15 protein-coding genes are annotated in these 23,880 nt (G+C 45.5%); 13 read left to right on the top strand and 2 right to left on the bottom strand.

From position 1 onward, the window contains the following. Positions 1-141: 141 nt before the first annotated feature. From ABDW33_RS05750 to ABDW33_RS05735, 4 genes are read left to right on the top strand one after another with little or no spacing between them, the layout of a single operon-like run. On the top strand, positions 142-2,043 hold the full coding sequence (locus ABDW33_RS05750; RefSeq protein WP_343689113.1) for a DNA topoisomerase IV subunit B: 1,902 nt from the start codon (positions 142-144) through the stop codon (positions 2,041-2,043). A 7-nt stretch (positions 2,044-2,050) separates the two neighbouring features. Next, positions 2,051-2,905, top strand: a complete 855-nt coding sequence (locus tag ABDW33_RS05745; RefSeq protein ID WP_343689112.1) for a DUF1835 domain-containing protein — start codon at positions 2,051-2,053, stop codon at positions 2,903-2,905. Continuing rightward, on the top strand, positions 2,902-3,300 hold the full coding sequence (locus ABDW33_RS05740) for a hypothetical protein (protein ID WP_343689111.1): 399 nt from the start codon (positions 2,902-2,904) through the stop codon (positions 3,298-3,300). Before ABDW33_RS05745 ends, ABDW33_RS05740 begins: the two co-directional genes overlap by 4 nt. 3 nt (positions 3,301-3,303) lie before the next feature. Continuing rightward, positions 3,304-5,844 carry a DNA gyrase/topoisomerase IV subunit A gene (locus ABDW33_RS05735; RefSeq protein ID WP_343689110.1) on the top strand — a complete coding sequence of 847 codons (2,541 nt, stop codon included), beginning with the start codon at positions 3,304-3,306 and terminating at the stop codon, positions 5,842-5,844. Positions 5,845-5,961: 117 nt separating this feature from the next. On the opposite strand, the gene treZ is transcribed toward ABDW33_RS05735, so the two are convergent. After that, positions 5,962-7,758 (bottom strand): malto-oligosyltrehalose trehalohydrolase, encoded by a 1,797-nt coding sequence (gene treZ, locus ABDW33_RS05730; RefSeq protein ID WP_343689109.1) that lies wholly within the window; start codon positions 7,756-7,758, stop codon positions 5,962-5,964. 99 nt (positions 7,759-7,857) lie between these two features. Here treZ and ABDW33_RS05725 point away from each other — a divergent pair, with 99 nt between their 5' ends. Then, positions 7,858-9,468: an alpha-amylase family glycosyl hydrolase gene (locus tag ABDW33_RS05725; RefSeq protein ID WP_343689108.1), complete on the top strand. Its 1,611-nt coding sequence runs from the start codon at positions 7,858-7,860 to the stop codon at positions 9,466-9,468. Positions 9,469-9,488: 20 nt separating this feature from the next. Here the strand turns inward: ABDW33_RS05725 and ABDW33_RS05720 are convergent, their stop codons facing one another. Next, the gene (locus tag ABDW33_RS05720) at positions 9,489-13,439 is read right to left on the bottom strand and encodes a sugar-binding protein (protein ID WP_343689107.1); all 3,951 of its coding nucleotides are present in this window, start codon (positions 13,437-13,439) and stop codon (positions 9,489-9,491) included. A 205-nt stretch (positions 13,440-13,644) separates the two neighbouring features. On the opposite strand from ABDW33_RS05720, the gene ABDW33_RS05715 reads away from it, so the two are divergent. The 8 genes from ABDW33_RS05715 (at position 13,645) to ABDW33_RS05680 (ending at position 23,846) form a co-directional block, all read left to right on the top strand. Next, the gene (locus ABDW33_RS05715) at positions 13,645-14,202 is read left to right on the top strand and encodes a hypothetical protein (RefSeq protein WP_343689106.1); all 558 of its coding nucleotides are present in this window, start codon (positions 13,645-13,647) and stop codon (positions 14,200-14,202) included. A 102-nt stretch (positions 14,203-14,304) separates the two neighbouring features. Continuing rightward, positions 14,305-14,826, top strand: coding sequence for a CPCC family cysteine-rich protein (locus ABDW33_RS05710; RefSeq protein ID WP_343689105.1), 522 nt, complete (start codon positions 14,305-14,307; stop codon positions 14,824-14,826). Positions 14,827-14,928: 102 nt separating this feature from the next. Continuing rightward, a complete protein-coding gene (locus tag ABDW33_RS05705; RefSeq protein ID WP_343689104.1) occupies positions 14,929-15,459 on the top strand; it encodes a hypothetical protein in 531 nt (176 codons plus the stop codon). A gap of 59 nt (positions 15,460-15,518) precedes the next feature. Continuing rightward, a complete protein-coding gene (locus tag ABDW33_RS05700; protein WP_343689103.1) occupies positions 15,519-16,064 on the top strand; it encodes a hypothetical protein in 546 nt (181 codons plus the stop codon). 240 nt (positions 16,065-16,304) lie between these two features. After that, complete coding sequence (locus ABDW33_RS05695; RefSeq protein WP_343689102.1) at positions 16,305-18,668, top strand: TonB-dependent receptor; 2,364 nt, start codon at positions 16,305-16,307, stop codon at positions 18,666-18,668. Between the two features lie 179 nt (positions 18,669-18,847). Then, the gene (gene pepE / locus ABDW33_RS05690) at positions 18,848-19,549 is read left to right on the top strand and encodes a dipeptidase PepE (RefSeq protein ID WP_343689101.1); all 702 of its coding nucleotides are present in this window, start codon (positions 18,848-18,850) and stop codon (positions 19,547-19,549) included. A gap of 2 nt (positions 19,550-19,551) precedes the next feature. Continuing rightward, on the top strand, positions 19,552-19,821 hold the full coding sequence (locus ABDW33_RS05685; RefSeq protein ID WP_343689100.1) for a hypothetical protein: 270 nt from the start codon (positions 19,552-19,554) through the stop codon (positions 19,819-19,821). Positions 19,822-20,570: 749 nt separating this feature from the next. Then, entirely contained in the window at positions 20,571-23,846 is a 3,276-nt protein-coding gene (locus ABDW33_RS05680; RefSeq protein ID WP_343689099.1) for a SusC/RagA family TonB-linked outer membrane protein, read from the top strand. Positions 23,847-23,880: the final 34 nt, after the last annotated feature.

Here is a 23,880-nt window from a genome sequence, read left to right as displayed (position 1 = left end):
TATTGTATAATTTCCACTTGGGATGATACGATGAAACCTTTATTTTTGCCCGCAACCGGATTTTGCTAAAAGTTTTAGTAATATTGCTCCCGGTCAGGGAATTGCCCCATTTTGAACTGTAAATAGGAATTTCTATATAATATGGCTAACACGGATAAGAAAGATCTAACAGCAGCAGCCTATACCGAAGACTCCATACGCTCACTCGACTGGCGGGAACACATCCGCCTTCGGCCTGGGATGTACATCGGTAAGCTGGGAGATGGTTCCAGTATGGACGATGGTATCTATATTTTGCTGAAAGAGGTGGTAGATAACTGTATTGACGAGCACACGATGGGGTTCGGCAAGCAGGTGGATATTAAAGTGACAGAACATAGTGTAACTATCCGCGACTTTGGTCGTGGTATTCCTCTTGGAAAGGTGGTAGACGTGGTGAGTAAGATTAACACTGGCGCCAAGTACGATAGCAAGGCCTTCCAGAAATCTGTAGGTCTGAACGGGGTAGGTACCAAGGCCGTGAATGCCCTTTCCAATTACTTCCGCGTTGAATCTTTCCGCGATGGCCGCTCCAAAGTAGCTGAATTTGAGCGTGGGGTGCTGACGAAAGAGTACAAAGAAGGACCATCCAAAGAACCTAATGGTACACTGGTGACATTCACCCCGGATGACACTGTTTTCCGCAACTATCGTTATATTCCTGAGTTCCTGGAAAACCAGATCTGGAATTACTGCTTCCTGAATGCTGGTCTCACCATCAACTTCAATGATAAGAAATACGTCTCTAAAAATGGATTACTCGACCTGCTGCAGCGTAAAACCAACGAGGATGAGCTGCGCTACCCGATTATCCATCTGAGAGGAGAGGATATCGAAGTGGCTATCACACATGCCAGTCAATACGGAGAGGAATATTACTCTTTCGTAAATGGTCAGCATACTACCCAGGGTGGTACGCATCTGGCTGCTTTCCGCGAGGCATTTGTAAAAACTGTGAGGGACTTCTATAAGAAAGACTACGAAGCTACCGATATCCGTACTTCTATCTGTGCAGCGATCTCTGTGAGAGTACAGGAGCCGGTGTTCGAATCCCAGACCAAGACCAAACTGGGCTCGCTCACCGTGTACGAGAACGGACCTTCTATGAAGGCCTTTGTGCTCGACTTCCTGTCAAAGAACCTGGATGACTTCCTGCATAAAAACCCGGCTACGGCTGATGCCCTGAAACGGCGGATTGAGCAGAGTGAACGTGAGCGTAAAGAACTGGCGGGTATCAAAAAACTGGCGAATGAAAGAGCCAAGAAAGCGAACCTGCACAACCGCAAACTGCGTGACTGCCGCCTGCACCTGAACGATGAAGTTCCGTCAAGAGACAAAGGAGACCTGGAAAGCAAACGCCTGAACACCACCATCTTTATTACAGAGGGGGATAGTGCCAGTGGTTCGATTACCAAGTCACGCAACGTGGAAACACAGGCGGTATTTAGTCTCCGTGGTAAGCCTCTGAATAGCTTTGGTCTGACTAAGAAGATCGTATATGAGAATGAAGAGTTCAACCTGCTCCAGCATGCGCTGAACATTGAAGAAGGGCTGGAAGGCCTGCGTTATAACAGGATCGTAGTAGCGACCGATGCCGATGTGGATGGTATGCACATCCGCTTGTTGCTGCTCACTTTCTTCCTGCAGTTCTTCCCTGACCTGGTAAAGAACGGTCACCTGTACATCCTGGAAACACCGCTTTTCCGTGTACGTAATAAGCAGCAGACCATCTATTGTTACTCTGACGAAGAGAAACAAAAAGCGATCAGGAAACTGGGTAACAAACCGGAAATCACCCGATTCAAAGGCCTGGGAGAGATCTCTCCTGAGGAATTCGGTACTTTCATCAACGATGATATGAAAGTGGAACCGGTGATTTTGTCGAAGGACACACATATCCAGAAACTGCTGGAATACTATATGGGTAAGAACACCCAGACAAGGCAGGAATTTATTATTGGTAACCTCAGGTACGAAAAAGACCTGATTGAAGAAGCTGAATAAAGACTGAATGGAAACTGTGCACATCGTATTTGGTGAACCATCCGTGGCTCCTATTCAGGGCGCATTTGAACTGGATGAGCAGCTAAAAGGAGATATCCTGTATTTCGAGGATGACCTGTCCATTGGTCCCTTGTTCATACTTGATACCAAAGATGGACAGGCTGGTCGTCGTCAATGGTGGAAACAGCTGGCCGGAATAGAAACGGCAACCGCTGCACCTTTATTGATTGAAAATGAAGAGGAACCTCAACCCATAGTAGAAGAGACCAGTCCTGACCCGGAAAAGTTCAAAGAACTTAAAGCCCGGCTGAAAGCTGATCCGGAACTACAGGTATGGATCTGGGCCGGACAGAATGCCCGCGACGTGAGCGGTTATTTCTGGCTGGTGAGCCAGTTGTACGACTTTGCAGGCCGGGTATTTATTATTTATCTCAATAACCTGCCTTTCCTGAACGAAAAAGGGGGCGTATTCTATCCTACTCACCTGCATCAGATCCTGCCAAAGGAATTTCTGAAGGCGAAGAAACTGGCAAGGGCGATCTCACTGGCGGAATTCGAACTAGATGGCGATGAATGGAGCCGCCTCATGAACGAGAACGCAGGTATCCGCTTATTGGAAGGGGGAAAGAAACTGAGAGGCGAACCCGCTACTTTTTATGACAAAGACCTGCTGGCCGCAACCAATACAGAATTTCAGAAAGCAAATAAAGTCATTAACCAGGTAACAGGTAAAATGAAATATCCTGTCATGGACCAATACCTTGGCTGGCGCGTGAAAGAACTGGTTAAACAGGGCAAACTGGAAAGTAAGGGCGAACTGAAAACCAGCAAAGACTTCGAAGTTAAACTGGTATCAGCATGATCAAAGTGACACCGGTAGAATTAGTAGCTACCGACGAGAGAGGGAGTAACCACGTATGGTTCAATGACCGCACGGGCGAAATGGTTCTTTGCTACCGCAAGGCTGGCAGCAGTAGTGGTCAGCATTATCATGAGGGCAAAAGCGCCTACAAGAATCCTGAAATACTGTACCTGCTTACAGGTGAGGCCAGCATTCACTGGTGCCCTTTAGGTGGCGGCAGCATTCAAACCGTCAGGGCTGTAGCACCCGCTAGAATAGAGGTACCTGTGCGGGTATGGCATCAGTTAGTGGCCGATACTGACTGCTGCTTTATCGAAATGAACTCCATGGATGACATACGCAGAGATTCTGTGCGGATATGGAGAGATGAATTTGAAAAGATGATCAACAAATAGATTATGAGCGACATCGATAATACACAACCAACGGACGAATCCTTACATAACATCACCCACATCGGGGGAATGTATGAAAGCTGGTTCCTGGATTACGCTTCGTATGTAATATTGGAGCGTGCTGTACCCAGCGTGGAAGATGGATTAAAGCCAGTACAACGTCGTATTTTGCATGCCATGAAAGAGCTGGATGACGGACGCTTTAACAAAGTGGCCAACATCATCGGTTCTACCATGCAATATCACCCACATGGTGATGCCTCTATCGGAGATGCGATCGTTAACCTGGGGCAGAAAGACCTGTTGATCGATACACAGGGTAACTGGGGGGATGTCCGCACCGGCGACGATGCAGCGGCAGCCCGTTACATTGAGGCTCGCTTATCCAAATTCGCGCTGGATGTAGCTTACAATCCCAAAACAACCTCCTGGCAGGTAAGTTATGATGGCCGTAAAAATGAGCCACTGACATTGCCTATGAAGTTCCCGCTGCTCCTGGCGCAGGGTGCAGAAGGTATTGCTGTGGGACTGTCAACCAAGATCCTGCCGCACAATTTCAACGAACTGATTGATGCTTCTATAAAATATCTGCGTGGGCGGAAATTCGAACTTTACCCGGACTTCATGACCGGTGGTATGATCGACGTAGCTAACTACAACGATGGTAAACGTGGCGGAAAGGTCCGTGTACGTGCCCACATCGAAGAGAAAGATAAAAAGACGCTTATCGTGAAGGACGTGCCTTACGGCGTAACTACCACCGCCCTGATGGAATCCATCGTTAAGGCAAACGATACCGGCAAAATCAAGATCAAGAAAGTAGTAGATAATACTGCCAAAGATGTTGAAATTGAAGTACAGCTGGCACCGGGTATTTCTCCGGATATCACCATCGATGCACTGTACGCATTCACGGATTGCGAAATCTCTATTTCTCCCAATGCTTGTGTGATTGTAGAAGATAAACCTCGTTTCATTACTGTTTCGGACCTGCTCAGATATTCTGCGGAGTTTACCAAAGACCTGCTGAAACGTGAGCTGGAAATCAAGCTGGGTGAACTGCAGGAAAAATGGCACTATACGTCTCTGGAAAAGATCTTCTTCGAAAAGCAGATCTACAAGGAGCTGGAAGAGAAGCATAAGGACTGGGATGCCGTGATCGCTGCGATTGACAAGCGATTTGTGCCTTATAAGAAGAACCTGAAAAGAGACATCTCCCGCGAAGATATTATCAAACTGACCGAAAAACCGGTACGTCGTATTTATCGTCTCGATATCAATGAACTGAATGAACAGATCAAGGCGATCGACGCCGATATCAAGCAGGTAAAACATGATCTTGCCAACCTGGTAGACTTCACCGTAACTTATTACGAGGGGCTCCAGAAAAAGTATGGTAAAGGCCGCGAGCGTATCACCGAAATCAAAACTTTCGATACGATCCAGGTGCAGCAGGTGGCGATGGCAAATACCAAGATCTACGTAAACCGTGCAGAAGGTTTCGTAGGTACCTCGCTTAAAAAGGACGAATTTATTGCTGATTGTTCTGACCTGGACAACATCATTATCTTCCGTAAGGATGGTAAGATGCTGGTGACCAAAGTAGCCGATAAAACCTTTGTAGGAAAGGATATTATTCATGTCGATATCTTCCGTAAGGGCGACGAGCGTACTACTTACAACATGATCTATGTGGATGGTAAGACTGGTATCAGCTATGCAAAACGCTTTAATGTAACAGGTATCACACTGAATAAAGAATATGACCTGACGACCAAAGGGGAGAAGAACTCCAAGGTACATTACTTTACGGCCAATCCAAATGGTGAAGCAGAGGTAGTCAGCATTCGCCTGAGTCCTAACTGTGCTGCCAGGAATAAGGAGTTTGACCTGTTCTTTGAAACGATCGCTATCAAGGGGCGTAACTCAATGGGTAACCAGGTGACCAAGTATCCGATTCGTGCGGTGAAGTTCAAAGAAGCCGGGGTGTCAACATTAGCAGGGCAGAAGCTCTGGTATGATGACCAGGTAGGCCGTTTGAACACAGAAGAAAGGGGTGTGTACATTGGTTCATTTGAGGGAGAAGATAAGGTGTTTGTCGCGTTTAAAAATGGTACTTACGAGTTGACCAACTTTGAGTTGACCAATCGTTACGATCCGAATGAACTGGTATATATAGAGAAGTTCAATCCAGAGAAGATTGTATCTGCGATTTACTTTGATGCAGATAAAAAGCAGTTCAATGCGAAACGCTTCAAGATAGAAACCCAGACCCTAAATAATAAGTTTAGCTTTATTAAGGAAGGTGCGGGTAACTACCTGGAGATGATCACGACGCATTCTGAACCAGTGGTGTTGCTGAAAACCGGCAAGAAACGTAATCCTGAAGAGGAGGAGATCGACCTTGCAGAGTTTGTGGAAGTGACGGGTTGGAAAACAGTGGGTACAAGGATTGCCGGTGATGATCTGATTAGTGCGGAACTGGCCAGTGAAGAGGAGGAACCAGATGAAGGAAATAGTAATCCGCAGGGAGAACTTTTCTGATAACTAATAAAAAGAGCGGCTGTTCAACTGAACAGCCGCTCTTTTTATTAGTTACTGACCTATATGAAGAATTAATAAATATTAAGAGACTTTTCTCCATACTCATCAATTAATAAGCTACCCGTACACAACTACACTTACCGGTTCCAAATAGCATATTTCCCCGGCTTTCAATACTTCTTTATTCGCCCCGCTGTCCAGCACTTTCGCCCATTCCCTTTTATAACCCGGCATTTCGTATTCCAAGACCTCATCCGACAAATTAAACAAACATACCAGATGCTCCATGCCATTCCTGCTCTGCCTGTGCAACACGTACCCTTTCTCCCCAATCAAATGCACAAACAAATCATCCTTACTTGTATTCTGCAAAATCCCGTTTGAACGCCTTAGCTGTATGAGTGCCTTATGCCACGCCAACATCTCCCCGTACTTCCCATCGTTCCTTTTTCCCCAATCCAGCTTTGACCTCACAAACGTGTCCTCAGATTGTGGATCGGGAAACGTTTCCCCCTGTTTCAAAAACGCCTCAAACTCTTTCTTCCTTCCTTCCTGGATCCCCTTAATATGTTCCTCCTTCTTGTAACTCACGAAAAAGAAAAACGGGTTATCTTCCCCATATTCCTCACCCATGAACAACATCGGTACATAAGGCGACAGAAATACTGCCGCTGCTGCAACTTTCAGCCTCGCCTGATTTACCAGTACAGACAAACGTTCTCCTTTCACCCTATTCCCCACCTGATCATGATTCTGATTAAACACTACAAAATGTTCCCCTGTAATCCCCGCAGAACTACGCCCATAACGCCTTTTCCTGAACTGCACATATTCTCCTGTATGCACAAATCCATCCTTATAGGCCTTTGCTAACTGTTCCAGTTTATTGAAATCTGCATATCTTGACTGCCCTTCCTTATCCAGCAACACATACAGGATATGGTGAAAATCATCCAGCCACTGCGCATCCAGTCCCATACCCCCGTCACCGGGCTTTCTCAGGATCGCAGGTGAATTCAGGTCACTTTCTCCTATAAGATAATACTTACGTCCTGTTGTCTCTTCCAGCAATTGCACCTTATCATGAATTACTTCCCAGAGTGTCACCGCACTATTATCAAAAATGCAATGTACCGCATCCAGTCTTAATCCATCAATATGATATTGCTGAAACCAATGAATCACATTATTCGCAAAATAACCCTTAGGACCATCAGAATAGGCCGCATCAAAATTGATAGCCTCACCCCAGGGAATGCGATAGATCCCGGAAAAATAGGGGCCAAAATGGTCAAAATAGTTGCCTTCGCCCCCGAGGTGATTATACACCACATCCAGAAATACTGCAATGCCCCGCTGATGACAGGCATCCACCAGCTTTTTCAAGCCTTCGGGTCCGCCATAGGAATGATGCACTGCATATTGGTATACTCCATCATATCCCCAGTTCCGTTCGCCCGGAAACTGGCACACAGGCATCAGCTCCAGGGCATTGATCCCCGTATCTTTCAGATCATCTAAATAAGGTATGATACCTTCAAATGTTCCCTCCCGGGAGAATGTGCCGACATGTAATTCATACAGCACCATGTCTTTAAAAGGCATTCCACGCCACTGCTGGTCCTGCCACTGGTAGGCATCATGATCCACCACGGCCGACGCTCCGAAGATATCGTCAGGTTGCCATCCGGAAGCCGGATCCGGTAAGTCCTGCTCATCGATGTTATAGTAATACTTTGCGCCCGGAGGAACATTTTCTACTGTAACAGAAAAATATCCTTCGTCGTCTTTTGCCATTGCAACGTACCTGTCTTCCGGTGAAATAAGATGAAGCGTGACCTGCTCTTTTTCCGGTGCCCATACGCAAAATGTACAAGTATTATCCTGCTTGTAAAAAGCTCCTGTGTTTTTCATATTGCGGTTAACTTATGAAGGTCTATAAGAAAAGATTATGCCGCGTTACATTTTGGCAAAAATGTTGTTCGCTTGTAGAGAACCTTAAAATCGGAACTTATGGATAAAAAATGGTGGCAGACAGGCATTATTTACCAGGTATACCCCCGTAGTTATCAGGATAGCAACGGCGATGGTGTAGGTGATCTCAAAGGCATCCTGGGCCGGCTTGACTACCTGCAGTGGCTGGGGATCAATGCCGTATGGCTTTCACCTATCTATCCATCGCCAATGGCAGATTTTGGATATGATATTTCCGATTATACAGGGATTCATCCAATGTTTGGCAACATGGCAGACTTTGATATTCTACTTGAAGAAGTACACAAAAGAGGCATGAAGCTACTGCTGGACCTGGTACCCAATCATACTTCTGATCAACATCCCTGGTTCCTGGAATCCCGTTCCAGCAGGGATAATCCTAAACGCGACTGGTACATCTGGCATGATCCGCTACCTGATGGTGGTGTGCCGAACAACTGGCTGAGTATGTTTGGCGGTGTTGCATGGGAATGGGACCACAACACCCAGCAGTATTATTACCACGCTTTTTTAAAAGAACAGCCTGATCTGAACTGGCGCAATCCGGAAGTACAACAGGCCATGTTCGATGTGATGCGATTCTGGTTAAAGAAGGGTGTGGATGGTTTTCGTGTGGATGTAATGTGGCATATGATCAAAGACGCACAATTCCGAAATAATCCACCGGATCCGAATTATGAGCCGCACATGAGTACGTATGCTCAGTTAATGCCTGTGTATTCCACAGATCAGCCGGAAGTACATGAACTGGTGCACAAGATGCGCGCTGTGATGGAAGAAATTGATGATGAAAGGGTGATGATCGGAGAAATCTATCTTCCCATTCACCAGTTAGTGTCTTACTATGGTGTAGATAATAACGGTGCACATTTGCCATTCAACTTTCAGTTGCTGACTTTACCCTGGCAGGCACTTCAAATCGCTACGGCAATTGACCAGTATGAGGGCGCGTTGCCTGTCAATGGCTGGCCTAACTGGGTACTGAGTAATCATGATCAGCACAGGATTGCCAGTAGGGTAGGAATTCAACAGGCGCGGGTGGCGGCTATGATGTTACTGACGCTGCGTGGCACCCCGACGATTTATTATGGCGATGAAATTGCTATGCGGAATGTCGCCATTCCATTTGATGAGGTGGTAGACCCGCAGGGATTGAATATGCCAGATAAAAACCTGAGCAGAGACCCGTCGCGCACCCCAATGCAGTGGGATAATACGACCAATGCAGGATTTACAACCGGAAAACCATGGCTGCGCTTATCTAAGATCTTTCAACGGGATAATGTAGATATGCAGCAGCACGATCCGTATTCTATGCTTACCCTGCACAAGCGGTTGATCACTTTGAGAACAAATGAACCTGCCCTGGACGCCGGAAGTTATGTGCCGGTGTTTGCAGATAACCAGATGCTTGCTTACAAGCGTGAAGCAGCGGGTGCAGATTCGTTTCTGATAGTCTTAAATCTTACGCATCTGCCATGTTACTTCCGTCCACCTAATTTCAGTTTTTCCGGTAAAGTAGAAATAGCAACTATACCCGAATCAGAAGGCATTCATCTGTCGGATACGATTAGCCTGGATGGAGACGAAGGGCTGGTAATAAGATTAGAAACGAAAGATCCGCAGTAGGGCGGATCTTTCGTATTGTTTTATTGTATGACCATTTGTTTGGTTTGCACCATTTCTCCAGTCACGTACTTTACAATATACATTCCTTTTGGCAAGTGTTGCAACTGCACATTCAATATAGGTTGTGCCTTAGCGCTATATACCTGTTTCCCGCTCATGTCATAAATCACAATATAACCATTGCCTGTAGTGGTGATTTTAGTCTGACCATTTACTGTCGGATTGGGAGTGATCTGCAATTCACTAATCTTCGCCGCTGATGACGATGCAGCTGCGCTCAATACAATTGTACCATAATTTGCTGTACTCTGGTAGTTATCTGCTGTTCCATACCATACTGCCTGCCCATCACGCGCTCCTCCATTGTCATCATCATCGTATGCCACATCGAACCCTATGGCTAAACCTGCTGCCGGTGTTATGCCCAACTGTGACCAGGGAATTGCAAACTCTACACTATATCCGCCATTAATGATCGCTGTATTACTGCTGTTATAAGTTTTAATAAACTGTCTCACTGTATTATTGACGTTAACAAAAACTTCCACTGCATCGTTATCCCATGCATCAGGCGTATCATTATACAGTGCTGCATCTAACACTTTTACTCCCACATATAGATTTGTGGCATCCCATTTTAAACCAAAGGTGCCCGTATTGTTTGCAACGCCTACAGTAGTTTTTGAAATGGTCTGCGACAGGTTCCAGCTGCTTTCCAGATTTCCGTCAATCATTGGCGTACCCTGCGTTACAACTATACCCGAAGTTGTATTGGCGATAATGATTGTTACCTGGTCGATGGCTGTTTGTGTTCCATTGCTTACACTCAACTGATATACATAGGTATTGCCATTGCTTAAACCTGACACTGTAGGCGCAGCGATGGTAGCATTGCTGATTGTTGTAGCGGGACCACTGATCTGCGACCATGTGTACGTTGCACCGCTGGATGCTGTGCCCGACAACGTGGTACTCGTTGTGCCTGCTGTGAGCAACTGGTCGGGTCCGGCGTTTGCAAAGATGGCATTGTTGCAGGTTGTCAGATAAACAGTACCAAATACAGCTGGTTGCTGGAACGCCGCAGTATTCGTTGCGAAGCTCGTGATTTGTGCATCGCGGGTGCCCCCATTATCGTCATCATCGATCTGCACATCGAGCCCGATAGTTTTACCAATGGCAGGAGTGACACCGATGGTAGACCATGGTATGGTAATGTTCATTGTAGTAGCTGTCTGCTGAAAGGTAATTCCTGTAGTCCGGTTCACTGAGTTACTACCTACATGAATTACCGGATCATTCCAGCGGAAACCCAACTGGAAGTCATTGATACCATCATAGGTAGTACCTTTACTATTATCTCCATCGATAAAGATCTCTACCGCATCATCTTCCCACCAGCTGCTGCCTGAGTCATTGATCTTTGTGGCATCGTTCATTGCGATTTTTAAATAGAGATTGGTGTTATCGTACAGCGCCTTCCATGAACCGGAGTAGTCAGTTGGCAAACTACCCAGTACTACATTGCTGATTGACTTTGAAGGAGCACTTAAGCTGTCTGCCCGCAAGGCAATCACCGGCGCTACACATGGTGGATACTCATTATCGGTGATGGTCATGGCCGCTACTGTATCACCGCCTAAATTATAAGCACTGTCTTTTAGTAAAGTTAATTTCAACGTCTCGGGCCCTTCGAAAATGTTATCATCTACGGGGGTGATGGTGATAGTAGCTGAAGGTGTTGTTGGGGTCAATGTGACACTGCCGTTTAATGCAGGTGTATAGTCCGCAGCACTTGCAGTACCACTAACCGAATATTTAACTGAAATGGTTTTGGATAACGCTGCCGTACTGATAGTGAACACACCTGACTGCCCGCCTTCTGCTGCATTGGGTTGAGTTGCGACAATATTAATACCCGGCAGAATGGTCACCTTGCGCGTTGCAGTGAAGTTGCCATCGGCAGTTGTCGCTTTGATCGTTGCTGTGCCGTATCCGACAGCAGTCACCTTACCAGTGGCGTCGACTTTTGCAATTGAGCTGTCAGTACTCAACCAGGTTACCACCTTATTGGTGGCATCAATGGGCGTAATATCGGCAGATAATTGCAGGGATTGTCCTGTGGTCAGTGTTGTATCGTTAGCGGGTTTGATAGCTACGGCTGTTACCGGAATATGAATGTTCTGAATAATGAGCTGAAAGGCTGTGTTCTTGTTGATGTAAGCGCCGCTTTCGGCATTTGTGACTGTAAGGTTATTAAAAGTCGCCGTCTGGCTACCCGCCTGTACATACAGTCCGAATCCCCCGTACACGTCTGCAGCCACATCGCGTGTGACAGGGTCGAGACCAGTGCCGTCAATGATCGTATTATTGAATACTACATGGTGGATATTGTTGCCATATAGTTGTATGGCATCTCTTTGTGAACGCAGAATGGTATTATTGTCGAACTGTAGATTGAAGATACCTGTACCTGCGTAGAATTCAATTGCCCCGCGTTTCTGATTCCACAGATCGTAACTGGTACCACAGCCGGTGATTGTGTTTTCATACACTTTGATCACATTGCCGGGATATTCGAAGGTATATCCGCCAAAGTCATTTGTAAACCGGATGGCAGATCCGGCTACACCGTCTTTAAAAATACTGTGATGGATCTCGTGGCCTGTACCTCCGAACAACGCAGCACCGCCTGCCCGCCAGTTATTTTCCACGGTATTATACCTGAAAATATCGTTCTTACAGGTGGTGTTTACACCTGCTGCATTATTGGGCCATACGGCGAGTGCATCATCGCCATTGTTACGCAGGCTGCATTGCTCTACAATCGAATTGGAAGTGCCCTGGCAAAAGTTGACCCCATCTGCATAGTTATTCCTGATACGGCATTTGCTGATCTGCAGATCGGTGGTAATATCCACCGGATAAGGTGCGTCATATCCCGCAATCCAGAACCCGCATTCAAAGTGTTCGACCCATACGTCATGTATGCGTGACCCTGTTCCATAGGTACCCATAAAACCTTTGTAGGTCTTATACATTTCACCGGGCAGGCGAGGATTGCTTTCATTATAAACAAGGCGGTCATTGTTCTGCGTGTTCAGGCTGAAACTGGAAATCTCTACGTTACTGGCGCGTGCATAGATGCCACCATAGAACTGCTTGTCAGTGGAGAAGAACACTTCTGTATACCAGACACCTGCTCCCATGATTTTGAGGTTACTGACATTCAGCGTAAGTTTATCACTCAATAAGAAACGCCCTGCAGGGATATACACGTTTTTCCCCTGTGATGCTGCAGCAGCAATACAGGCATTAAATGCCGCGAAGTCATCATTCTGGTCGTTGGCTACTGCGCCATAATCTGTCACGGACAGGTAATTGGCCGGTTGTGATAACGCCGTTGGCACGGGTTCAAGTTCAATGAAATCGACCCCGTAAGTAAGGCCGTCGCCATTGTCTTTTTTCAGCATGATCTTATCGCCGGCATTCAGTGCATTATTCAGTCTGAAGTGCACCTCATCAAAGCGCATAAAGGTCTTGCCGCCTGGTGTCTGCACCGGGTCTGCAGCGGGAAAGTATTGGTAAGCCCAGTAAGATGAGAGGGAAATGTCTCTTACTTTTGTACCATTTACATACAGTCCCAGTGACCCGCTAAGGCCACTACCGGTGTTATCGTCCGGCAAGGTGAATCGGAGATCCACACCCTGTGCTGCCGCAGTGAGGGTCCATTCAATACTGGCATTGTTTGCTGATAAGCTCACGTACTTTTGATCGGAGGCTTCCGACGCAATGTCTGTTTGTACAAATTGCGGTGACGACTGGACGGTAGCGCCACCACTTAGCGTGGCAATGTCCGCTTCATAACGGGTGTAAGGCAGCTGGTAAGCGCCACGTGGAAGCCCATCACTCTGGGCAAATGAAAGATGGTGCGCGAAGAGGACCATCAGTAGAAGGGAACCGGTTTTTCTCATCTTTTAGAGGGTATTTAGGTTATTTCAAAGAAATGGCAGAGAGGGAGAACCGGCAATTAGTGCGTGGGAAATATAGAAATAAAGTGCGTATAATGAATGTAATTGATTGATAATGAGTGCCATTTTGTTATGAAATATATAGACAGATTATGAGGGATTTTAATAGAAAATACCTTCCTTTGCAAAGCCTCAATACGATTCGCCTATGTCTGATGAACGCGACGAAATAATGCTTAAATTTTTGATAGCCATCATTTACCAGGGACAAACCTATTACACAGTTCATGGAACCGATTTTTCCATCAATGATGTAAATGCTAACAATGATAAAGTGCTACTGACTGAGTATGGTAAATGGCGCCTTTTCAGGACTAAGACTGATCTTGCTACCTACATCGGGGAGGCTAAACACCTGTGGGATGCGGATCGGTTAAAAGAATGGGCAGCGTCAGTGAATGAATATTCCGAAGTTCAGGCAGAATTCGACCTGGATTTCCTGCTGATCGCGAAAGATGACGTAGACGACTATTATGAGGTGTACCGCACTATTATTTTCATTGAAGACTTTGTGGATCAGGTTGGAGATGAGGCCCTTTGGAAGCTGACCCGTGGAAGCTCTGCGGTGAGGGAGTTCTTTGAAGCCGCCTCTGATTACTTTTTATGGAGAGACGGCGATAAGGAAATGCTGGCCATCAGAGGGCCCCGTTTACTTCTGGCGCTAGATAATATCTACAGGGAATTACAAAAATGGATTGAAGTGTAGTAATATGTATATACGATTATAATTTATGTAATCGCTCAATATCCATGGATATAATTATCCGTTACATTCGCCCCGTACCACGTTCTTTTAAAACAAAATGTTATGCCCGATCAAATTTTTATCAACCGTGAAGATGCCATGACCTTATTTGCCTGGCAGAAACTGCTCACCATGCATCCTAAACAAAGAAGAGACATCGTTGCTGAGATATTAGTTGAAGCAGGTAAAGCCGATGAGGAAATTGAAGATGCAAATGTAGAAGCACCTGAATATAATCATGACATCATCAATTATCTGAGGGAGGGATTACTCAACGTTACCAATGAATTTATAGAAGAAGACCTCAAAGAATTGTATCATCATGAGGTAAGTATTGAAGGTGGACCGCTGATCTATGAACCATGCCCCTGTTGCGGTTATCGCACTATAGCATCAACCGGTGTATATAATGTTTGCCCTAATTGCTACTGGGAAGACGATGGCAACCGGGATCCCCAGGCATACAGCGCTGTTAATCATCTCATCTTACAGGAGGGAAGAGACAATTATAACTCGATCGGCTCATGTGATCCTACCTACCTGGAGTATGTCAACAAGCATCCTAATAAGTATCTGAAGGCCTGATTTCGTGCCCGTTCCCGCTCATCTGTTAACCATGCGTAATGGTTATGGCATTCTGTTTGTTATTAGAACGTTAAAAACACGTTTTAAAACGAGGAGGGACATATGAAAAAGGTATTCTTATTAATGGTTTTAACAGCATTTTCAGTCGTTACATTTGCGCAAACCCAATCAGAAGAAGTAACAAGCAGGAATTCATGGCTGAAGCTGGGTGTCAATGCAGGCGTGCCTTTTGGTAATCTCTCTAAGACCAGCAATTTCACCCTGGGTGCTGAACTGAAAGGACAGGTGATGTCTACCAATCACGTAGGTTTAGGTTTGACCAGCGGGTATAACCACTTCTTCCCCAAAGATGGGTTTAAAAATTTTGGTACAGTTCCATTGGGTTTATTCGTAAGGTACTATCCCAGGAGTCGTGGATTCTTTGCAGGTACAGATGTAGGGTATAGCTTTATTACTGGTGTAGATGGTGCTACCGGTGGATTTTATGTAAGACCTCAGTTAGGGTATCATAACTACAGCTGGAACTTCTTTGCTTTTTATAACGGGATCTTCAGAAGCGAGGAAAATGGCAGTAGTTTGCAATATGCGGGGATAGGCGCAACGTATAATATCCGTTTTCATAAAAGAAGTTAATTTGTATTTCATACATTTGTTCTACCCAAAGCTGTATTGTTAAACCAATAAATATAAAAATGAACAAAACCATTCTGGCATCTGTATTCTCAATCGCAATCTTTTTCGCTGCCTGCAAAAGCAAGACAACATCCGAAAATGCCGACAGCAGCGCGAATACGACTACCAGTACTACTGAACCAGCGAACAATGGCAGTAATACACCAGCCAACGAACCTAAGTCTTATACGGTAACTTTCAGCCCTGACACCGCCATCCTGGGTAAGAAGAAAGAAGCTTTCATAAGACTGAAAAACGGGAAGGCCGTGGAACTTTACGACAATGAAGGTAAAGTGACCGGTACCGAACTTACTTACGAAATTGAACTCACCAACAAGAACAAAGTAGGAGAGAACAGTATATTCGTTAATCCAAACGATTTCCGTCTCACGCTGGATAATGGCACTAACATTACCCACGATAGCTACAACTCTGTTTCTGCAGACGCTGAATCTACCAAGTCCTCAGAAGATAACAAATTCAGACTGCCGGCAGGTACTAAACCTAAGACGCTGAATCTGTTTATGGATGAAACAAGAGTAAGTGTAGGTGTTGAATTGAAATAATTTCCATCTTTTTTTGAAGGGCTGTCTTCTACGGAAGGCAGCCTTTTTTATTTCGCACGCATGCAAACAAACCCGCTTATCAGGCTACATCCCCCTAAAGTCCCCCCTTTTATTTTTTCCCGTTTCGTCCATACTCCATCAAATGCCCTACAGATAAGCGTTTTAACAAAATTTTAAACTTTTCCCGATCGCGTAAATACTCCCCAATTCCGGACTGTAGCTTTGCCAAAATTATCGTTAATGTCAGGAATGTTCAAGACGTCATTATTACTAATATTATTTTGCTTACCTGTTGTATTATTTGCACAAAATGGCGGTGCCATCATGGGCCGCATCACTGCTTTCGATGGCCAACCTATTGAATTAGTCTCCGTTTCTGTCATTGCTTTAAACAAAGGTACTCTTACCGACAACGAGGGAAAGTATAGTATAGAAGGCATTGCCCCCGGCATCTATACCGTCAGAATTCAGATACTTGGCGCGGCACAAAAAGATTTTAGTGTTGAAGTCAACCCTGCCCGCCCGTCTATACTTGACTACCAGTTACCCAGGGAAAATATCCAGGCATTGCAGGAGGTGCGGGTGATCGGTAATACCAATAAGTTTTCCCGGAAAGAGAGCTATTATGTAAGTCGCCTGCCATTGAAAAACCTGGAGAATCCACAGGTTTACAATGTAGTGCCCAAAGAACTGATCGAAGAACAAATGGCCGTTGACCTGGGAAGCATCTCTAAGAACGTACCGGGGGCAGGTATCCCGATGATTGCCAACCAGGGACGTGTTACCTTCCGTCAGCGGGGTTTTGAAACAGAGCCTAATGCACGTAATGGCGTAGCTGGTGCCGCTTTCGCTACCCTGGATCCTGTGAACCTCGAAAGGGTAGAGGCTATTAAAGGTCCATCAGCCACCCTGTTCGGTACCAATATTTCCAGCAGCTACGGTGGCCTGTACAACCGTGTGACCAAGAAGCCCTTCAACGGTTTCGGGGGCGAAGTCGCTTTCACCGGCGGTAGCTGGAATTACAACCGCCTTACTGTAGATGTGAATACACCTGTAAACAAGGATAGAACAATGCTCTTCCGCCTGAATGGCGCCACCACCTTCCAGAAGAGTTTCCAGGATATGGGCTTTACCAATAACCTGAGCCTGGCGCCAAGTTTCTCGTACCAGATCACGGATCGCCTGTCCCTGTTATTAGATGTCGAATTCGGACAGGAAAAAGGGACTTCCGTGGTTCGCTTTAATCCTTATACAGGCGGTGGCAAAACCCTGTCTATTGCTGACATGAAGTTCCCCTATAAAAGATTGTTCCTGGGCAATAACCTGGCTTACCAGACACAGATGATGAATATCTTCGCCCAGATCAACTATAAGATCTCTGAGCATTGGACTTCCCAAACAGTAGTATCCCGTGCCCGTTCATCCATCAATGGCTATATCAATGCATTAAACGGCCGCACAGACTCTACCCTTCGTGCCAGCGTGATCAGTGGATACACTACTTTTATTGCGACTGATATCCAGCAGAACTTTATTGGCGATTTCAACATCGGTAAATTTCGTAACCGTATGGTAGTCGGACTGGATTATTACAATAACAGCAACTCATTTGACCGAACTACAATTGCCGGTCCAACCATTAATTTCCAGCATCCGGGTGCCAGCTACCGCCTCAGCAAATCTAAGGTGGATTCACTTGTAGCAGTAGCTACCGGTACCTCCATCCGTAATGAAAACAATGGAGACAATAGTTATGCTGCCTATGCTTCGGACGTATTTAATATCACAAATAACCTGATGGCGATGGTGAGCCTGCGGGTAGACTACTACCGGGCACAGGGTACGCATAGCATCATTTATGATACCACCGCTGCCGGTACTAATTATCATCAGACAGCCCTGTCACCTAAGTTAGGACTGGTATACGAGGTGTTGAAAGACAAAGTGTCCATCTTTGGTAGCTACATGAACGGCTTCTTCCATGAAACAGGTACTGATTATGCAGGCAATGCTTTCAAACCTGAAGAAGGTAACCAGCTGGAAGGTGGCGTGAAAGTAGATATATGGAAGCACAAACTGGTCGGTACATTGAGCTACTATGATATACACGTTAAGAACATAGTCATTGCTGACCTGGAACATGATGGTTATAGCAAACAGAATGGTACACAACGCAGCAAAGGACTGGAAGCGGAGATCACCGTTAACCCGGTTAAAGGCCTGAATATCGTAGCCGGGTACGCATATAACGATAGTAAATATACGAAATCAGATAGCGCTACACTCGGATTAAGGCCAGCATTGTCCGGTCCTCCTAATATGTGGAACTTCTGGGCAAGCTATCATATTTCAAATGGTAAATTGAGCGGCCTGGGCGTCGGTTTCGGTGGTAATGGCGGAGACCTGTCTTATCAGACCAATACCCGCACTACAAAGATCACCATTCCTTCTTACGTCATGTTGGATGCATCTGTGTTCTTTGAAAGACCCAAATACCGTATCGGAGTAAAGATCGATAACCTGACCAGCCAGAAAGCATGGTCTGTAAGACTGACACCACAACCCCCTACGCGGGTACTTGGTAGCTTTGCGCTAAAATTCTAAATATCACAAAGGGGTGTCTCAATAAAAGACGCCCCTTTCTATTAAGTTAATATCCCTCTGGTTAGCCCATACCCCACCTGTCACGGCTCTCTTCCCTCTACAGCCTGTATCTCAATCAGATTACTTTTTTCATCATTGACTAATATATACCTTTGCAGCATAATATTAAATGACTATTCATGAAAAACGTTGTACTTGCCAGTACTTCTACACTTTACGGTGAAACATACCTCCAGTACCTACTTCCGGTCATGCAGGAACTCTTCGCCGGTATCGACGAAATTGTTTTTATTCCTTATGCCCGTCCCGGCGGCATCTCTCACGATGAATATACTGCCCGGGCTACGGCTGGTCTCGCTACTATCGGTATCCGGGTAAAAGGTCTTCATACCTTTACAGACCCTGCACAGGCTATCCGAGAGGCCAAAGGCTTCTTTACCGGTGGGGGCAATACCTTTGTACTGGTAAAACAACTGCATGAACTTAACCTGATGAACACCCTCAGCGAGGTTGTCTCTAAAGGCACACCTTACATCGGCGCCAGTGCCGGTAGCAATATCGGTGGCGTCAATATGCAGACAACGAACGATATGCCGATCGTATATCCCCCCAGTTTCCAGACCATGGGTTTGATGCCGTATAACCTCAACCCGCATTACCAGGAACCTGTTCCCGGTGTACCACATATGGGCGAAACAAGGGAAACCCGTATACTCGAATTTCATACCCAACAATCTGTTCCCGTGATCGGCCTCCGCGAAGGTAGCTGGATACGTATCAAGGGAAATGAGATCCGCCTGGAAGGCACCATGCCTGCCAAAATATTCGAACAAGGCAAAGCTCCTTATGAATTGCCAGCGGGTAGTGACATTAAAATCTAAACATGATACCAGATATACGTTCCCTTCGCAGGCAAATTAAGGCACAGCGATACAAAGATATCCCTGTTACACTCAGCCTGCTTTTTATCCCTTTGACATTGTCTTTGCTGGTTACCGAAGAAATCTCCACTACTTGCATACTGCTGTCTGTATTTATTGCAATGTATACAGCTGGTGCTTTTATTATCAGGAAACGAAAGCCATTATTCTTCCGGCCACTATTGATTGCAGCCGCAGTATTACTGGTGATCGTACTGGAGAAAGTAATTTAAAGATAGAAAGGGACCGTACCAGGAAAAAGCTATAGTCCCTTTCTATTACATGTTGTTTTGAAAAACTCCGGCGGGTAATTCGATTGCTATTATCACCTTTTCAATATTTTTTTATCACAGTCTAATTATCTTTTCGCTTGTTTAACAATCTGTTTTGTTAATTCTAAAAACTTTACCTAAGTTTAACGTACCATTTTAATCTACTATTCCCGTAGACGCTGACTCCCATCTAACCTTTTCTGTAGAGATTTTCCATCTGATCTTTTTCTGTAGACACGTTTTCCGTCTAACCTTCTCCTGTAGTGGTTTTATCTCCATTTTATCCTAACTGTAATCGTTGCGAAAAACTAATTGAATCAGCACTTTGAACTTGAACTTGAAGGACAGACTATGGCTAAAAAAATCAATAGGAAGACTTAGCTGTGTATACCTACACTGATGGAATAATCATTTCCAAAATCTTAATTCGCTGCATTATATATGTGCAGTATGAGGAAAGCTATTTCTGAAATTTAAATCATTCACATGTATTGCTTGTGATAAGGGAGAAGCTTTCCTTTACATAAATCAAACCGCATGCAAAGCATGCGGTAACGGGGGAGCTATTTTCATCATATACATATCAGATATGCAGTAAATTTTTTTTTATTCTTAGAAAAATATCAATGAAATACATGCTGTGCCTATAACACAGCCGGGGGAAGTTTTTGCTTTAACACACTCTATTATCAACAAAAATTAGCAAATCAATGCAAAGATCGTTTATTGTATGTACGGTCCTGTTCCTGCTATGCGCATTTTCAGCCATCGCACAGGAAAAGAAAACAGTTTCGGGGTCTGTACAGGATGAAAAAGGCAACCCACTCGTGGGTGTTAGTGTGCAGGAAAAGGGTACCAATAATGGTGTCAGTACTGGCGACGGAGGGAAGTTTTTATTGAAGGTGGCACCCGGCGCTACTTTAATCTTCTCTTACATTGGTTACCTGAAACAGGAAGTAGCTGCATCTTCAGCCGCCTCGATTCAACTGGCTCCCGATCAGAAAGGGCTGAATGAAGTAGTCGTTACTGCTATGGGTATAAAAAGAGAAACACGTGCACTCGGTTATGCTGTAAGTACAGTGAGCGCAAAAGAACTTACCCAGACAGGTTCGACCAATTTCGCTGCAGCGCTCTATGGTAAGGCGGCAGGCGTCAAGATTGTATCCGCTCCCGGTGGTGCCAGTAGCGCCGTGTCCGTGCAGGTGAGAGGCGTATCTTCTATCGGTTACAGCACCCAGCCGTTGTATGTTGTAGATGGTATTCCTATCCGTAATTTTAATACACTCACTTCCCAGTCGTGGGGAACTACCAATAACCGTATCGATGGTAACGGTGCACTTGACATCAACCCCGAGGATATAGAAAGCCTCACCATCCTCAAAGGCGCCAGTGCATCAGCACTGTACGGCTCTGAAGCCACCAATGGGGTTGTGGTGATCACTACTAAAAAAGGTACAAAGGGCAGGGGCCTCGGTTTAGATATCAACTATACCTTCAACCTTGAAAATCTCGCCAATAGCCCGGATTACCAAAATGAATACGGCCCCGGTTATGATGCACAGACCAACGTAGGCAACGGTATTGCTGACTACCAGGGTTGGGCCATCACTTCTGACGGTGCAAGACATCCCTACTACCGCTCTTATGCGCAGTTTGGTCCTAAATTCGACAACAGTACGGTTACCTATTGGGATGGTACTTCAAAGAAATACGCTGCTAATAAGAACAACTACAGGGATTTCTATCAGCAGGGTTATAACTCTAACGTGAACATCGCGCTCTCCAATGCTACCGACTACGGAAGCTACCGCATGTCATATACCCGTACCGACTATAAGAGCATTATGCCGGGAAGTAATCTCAATAAAAATAATTTCAATTTCAATGGTACACTCAAACTGAATAAGAAAGTAAGCGTAGACATCGTCTCCACTTACAACAACAACTTCACGCATAACCGTGCATATGCGATGAGTAATATATTCGGCTCCTACAGTGGTTTCTTCAGCCGTATGGACGATATGGACACTTATAAGAATAAGTACAAAACCTCCAATGGTTATAAGTATGTATTATACAATAACAACAGCTATGACCAGGATGAGAAGTTCCTATATAATATGCGTGCCACCAACCTGCTCGATTATTACTATACCAACCTGCGTGATAGTTATGATGAAACCCAGAACCGCTTCATCAACAGCATTACACTAAATGTAAGTCTGCGCGATGACCTGAAGTTCCGTGGCCGTATTGGTAGTGACTACACCGGGTGGAGTGCTGCTGATAAAGAGCACAATACACAACCTGCTACTTTAGGATATACGGGTGTATATGCCACAGAGACACGTAATAACAATGTCACTTATGGTGATGTACTCCTGACCTACAGTCCTAAGATCAGTAAAGATTTTGACCTGTCTGTAACAGGTGGTGCAACTGGCAGGAAGCAAACTTACCTCTACCAGAAAACCTCGACTGCCAATGGTCTCGTAAATGAAAACTGGTTCAGTCTCGCTAACTCTGCCGGTACAGTTACTGCTACTTCTAATCGTGCTACCCAGGTAGATGTAGCTGGTTTTGGTATGCTGAACCTGAGCTACAAAAGCTTCCTGTATTTAGAAGCAACAGGTCGTTACGAAGCTACCTCTACCTTGCCATCTGCGGTAAATTCTTATTTCTACCCATCTGTAAATATGGGCTTCGTGTTCTCGGATGTGATAAAAATGCCATCCTGGTTAAACTATGGCAAACTGCGCGCGTCTTATGGTATGACAGGAAACCATCCTCCGATCTATGCTGCAAACGTGGCATATAATCAGAACGCTTTTGTATATAACAACACAAACGTTCTGTACCAACAGTCTAACGCGAGCGGTTTCGGAAATGACAATATCGTATCAGAGCAGAAACGTGAATCGGAAATTGGCCTTGAGACCAGATTTCTCGACGGCCGCGTCGGATTGGACCTGAGCTACTATAATAACAAAGTGAACAAGCAGATCCTGACCGCCAGCACACCGGCTTCCAGTGGTGCTACTTCTGAACTGATGAACGCCGGTAGCCTCTCCAACTATGGCTGGGAAGCCGCTATTACAGCGTCTCCGATTCAGAAGAAAGACTTCCGGTGGAACACCCGTTTCAACTTTGCCATCAACAGAAACAAACTGACGGCCCTGAATGGACTTAGTAGCCTTACCGACAATACAGAAGGTGGTGGCTATCTGATCATGCGTTCGGAAGTAGGCGATGCACTTGGTAATATCTATGTGCACCCGCAAACTACTGACGTGAATGGCAATAAGGTCGTGAGCAGCGATGGTTACTATACAGTGGATGCAAACAACTACAAATACGTAGGTAATATCCTGCCTAAAATAGTTGGTGGTTTCTCAAATACTTTCAGCTATAAAGCTTTCTCACTGGACGTTACACTGGATTATCGCTTTGGTGGTAAGCTGGTTTCCATTCCTACCTACTACCAGATCGGTGCCGGCATGTTTAAGAGTACGCTTAAATACAGAGATGCCGCACATGGTGGTATCGCTTACGTGGCAAACGATGATGCGACAGCCGACTATACTGCCGATGCGAACGGTGACCGACACGATGGTGTGATCCTGAAAGGTGTAACATCCTCAGGTGCGACGAATACCAAAGTGATCTCCGCAGCTGCTTATTATGAAAATAATTTCAACTGGCGTACAGATGGTGATTACTCGGCTGCTGTATTCAACAACAGTTATATCAAAGTACGTGAGGTTTCCCTCTCTTACAGCATGCCCGCAAAGATCACCAGCCGCCTGCACCTGCAACAGCTGCAGTTAGCCCTGATCGGCCGCAACCTGTTCTACCTGTACAAGTCGTTGCCATATGGTTTAGATCCGGAAGTGGCGGTAGGTTCTTCATGGTATAGCCAGGGCATTGACAATGGTACTGCCGGTCCTACCCGCAGCCTTGGTGCCAGCCTCCGTGCGCGCTTCTAATTTCAATTGCTACACTATTTGCTTAAATCAGATT

Source organism: Chitinophaga sp. (assembly GCF_039596155.1).
Lineage (GTDB): Bacteria > Bacteroidota > Bacteroidia > Chitinophagales > Chitinophagaceae > Chitinophaga.
This window is presented reverse-complemented; position numbering and strand designations above follow the sequence as displayed.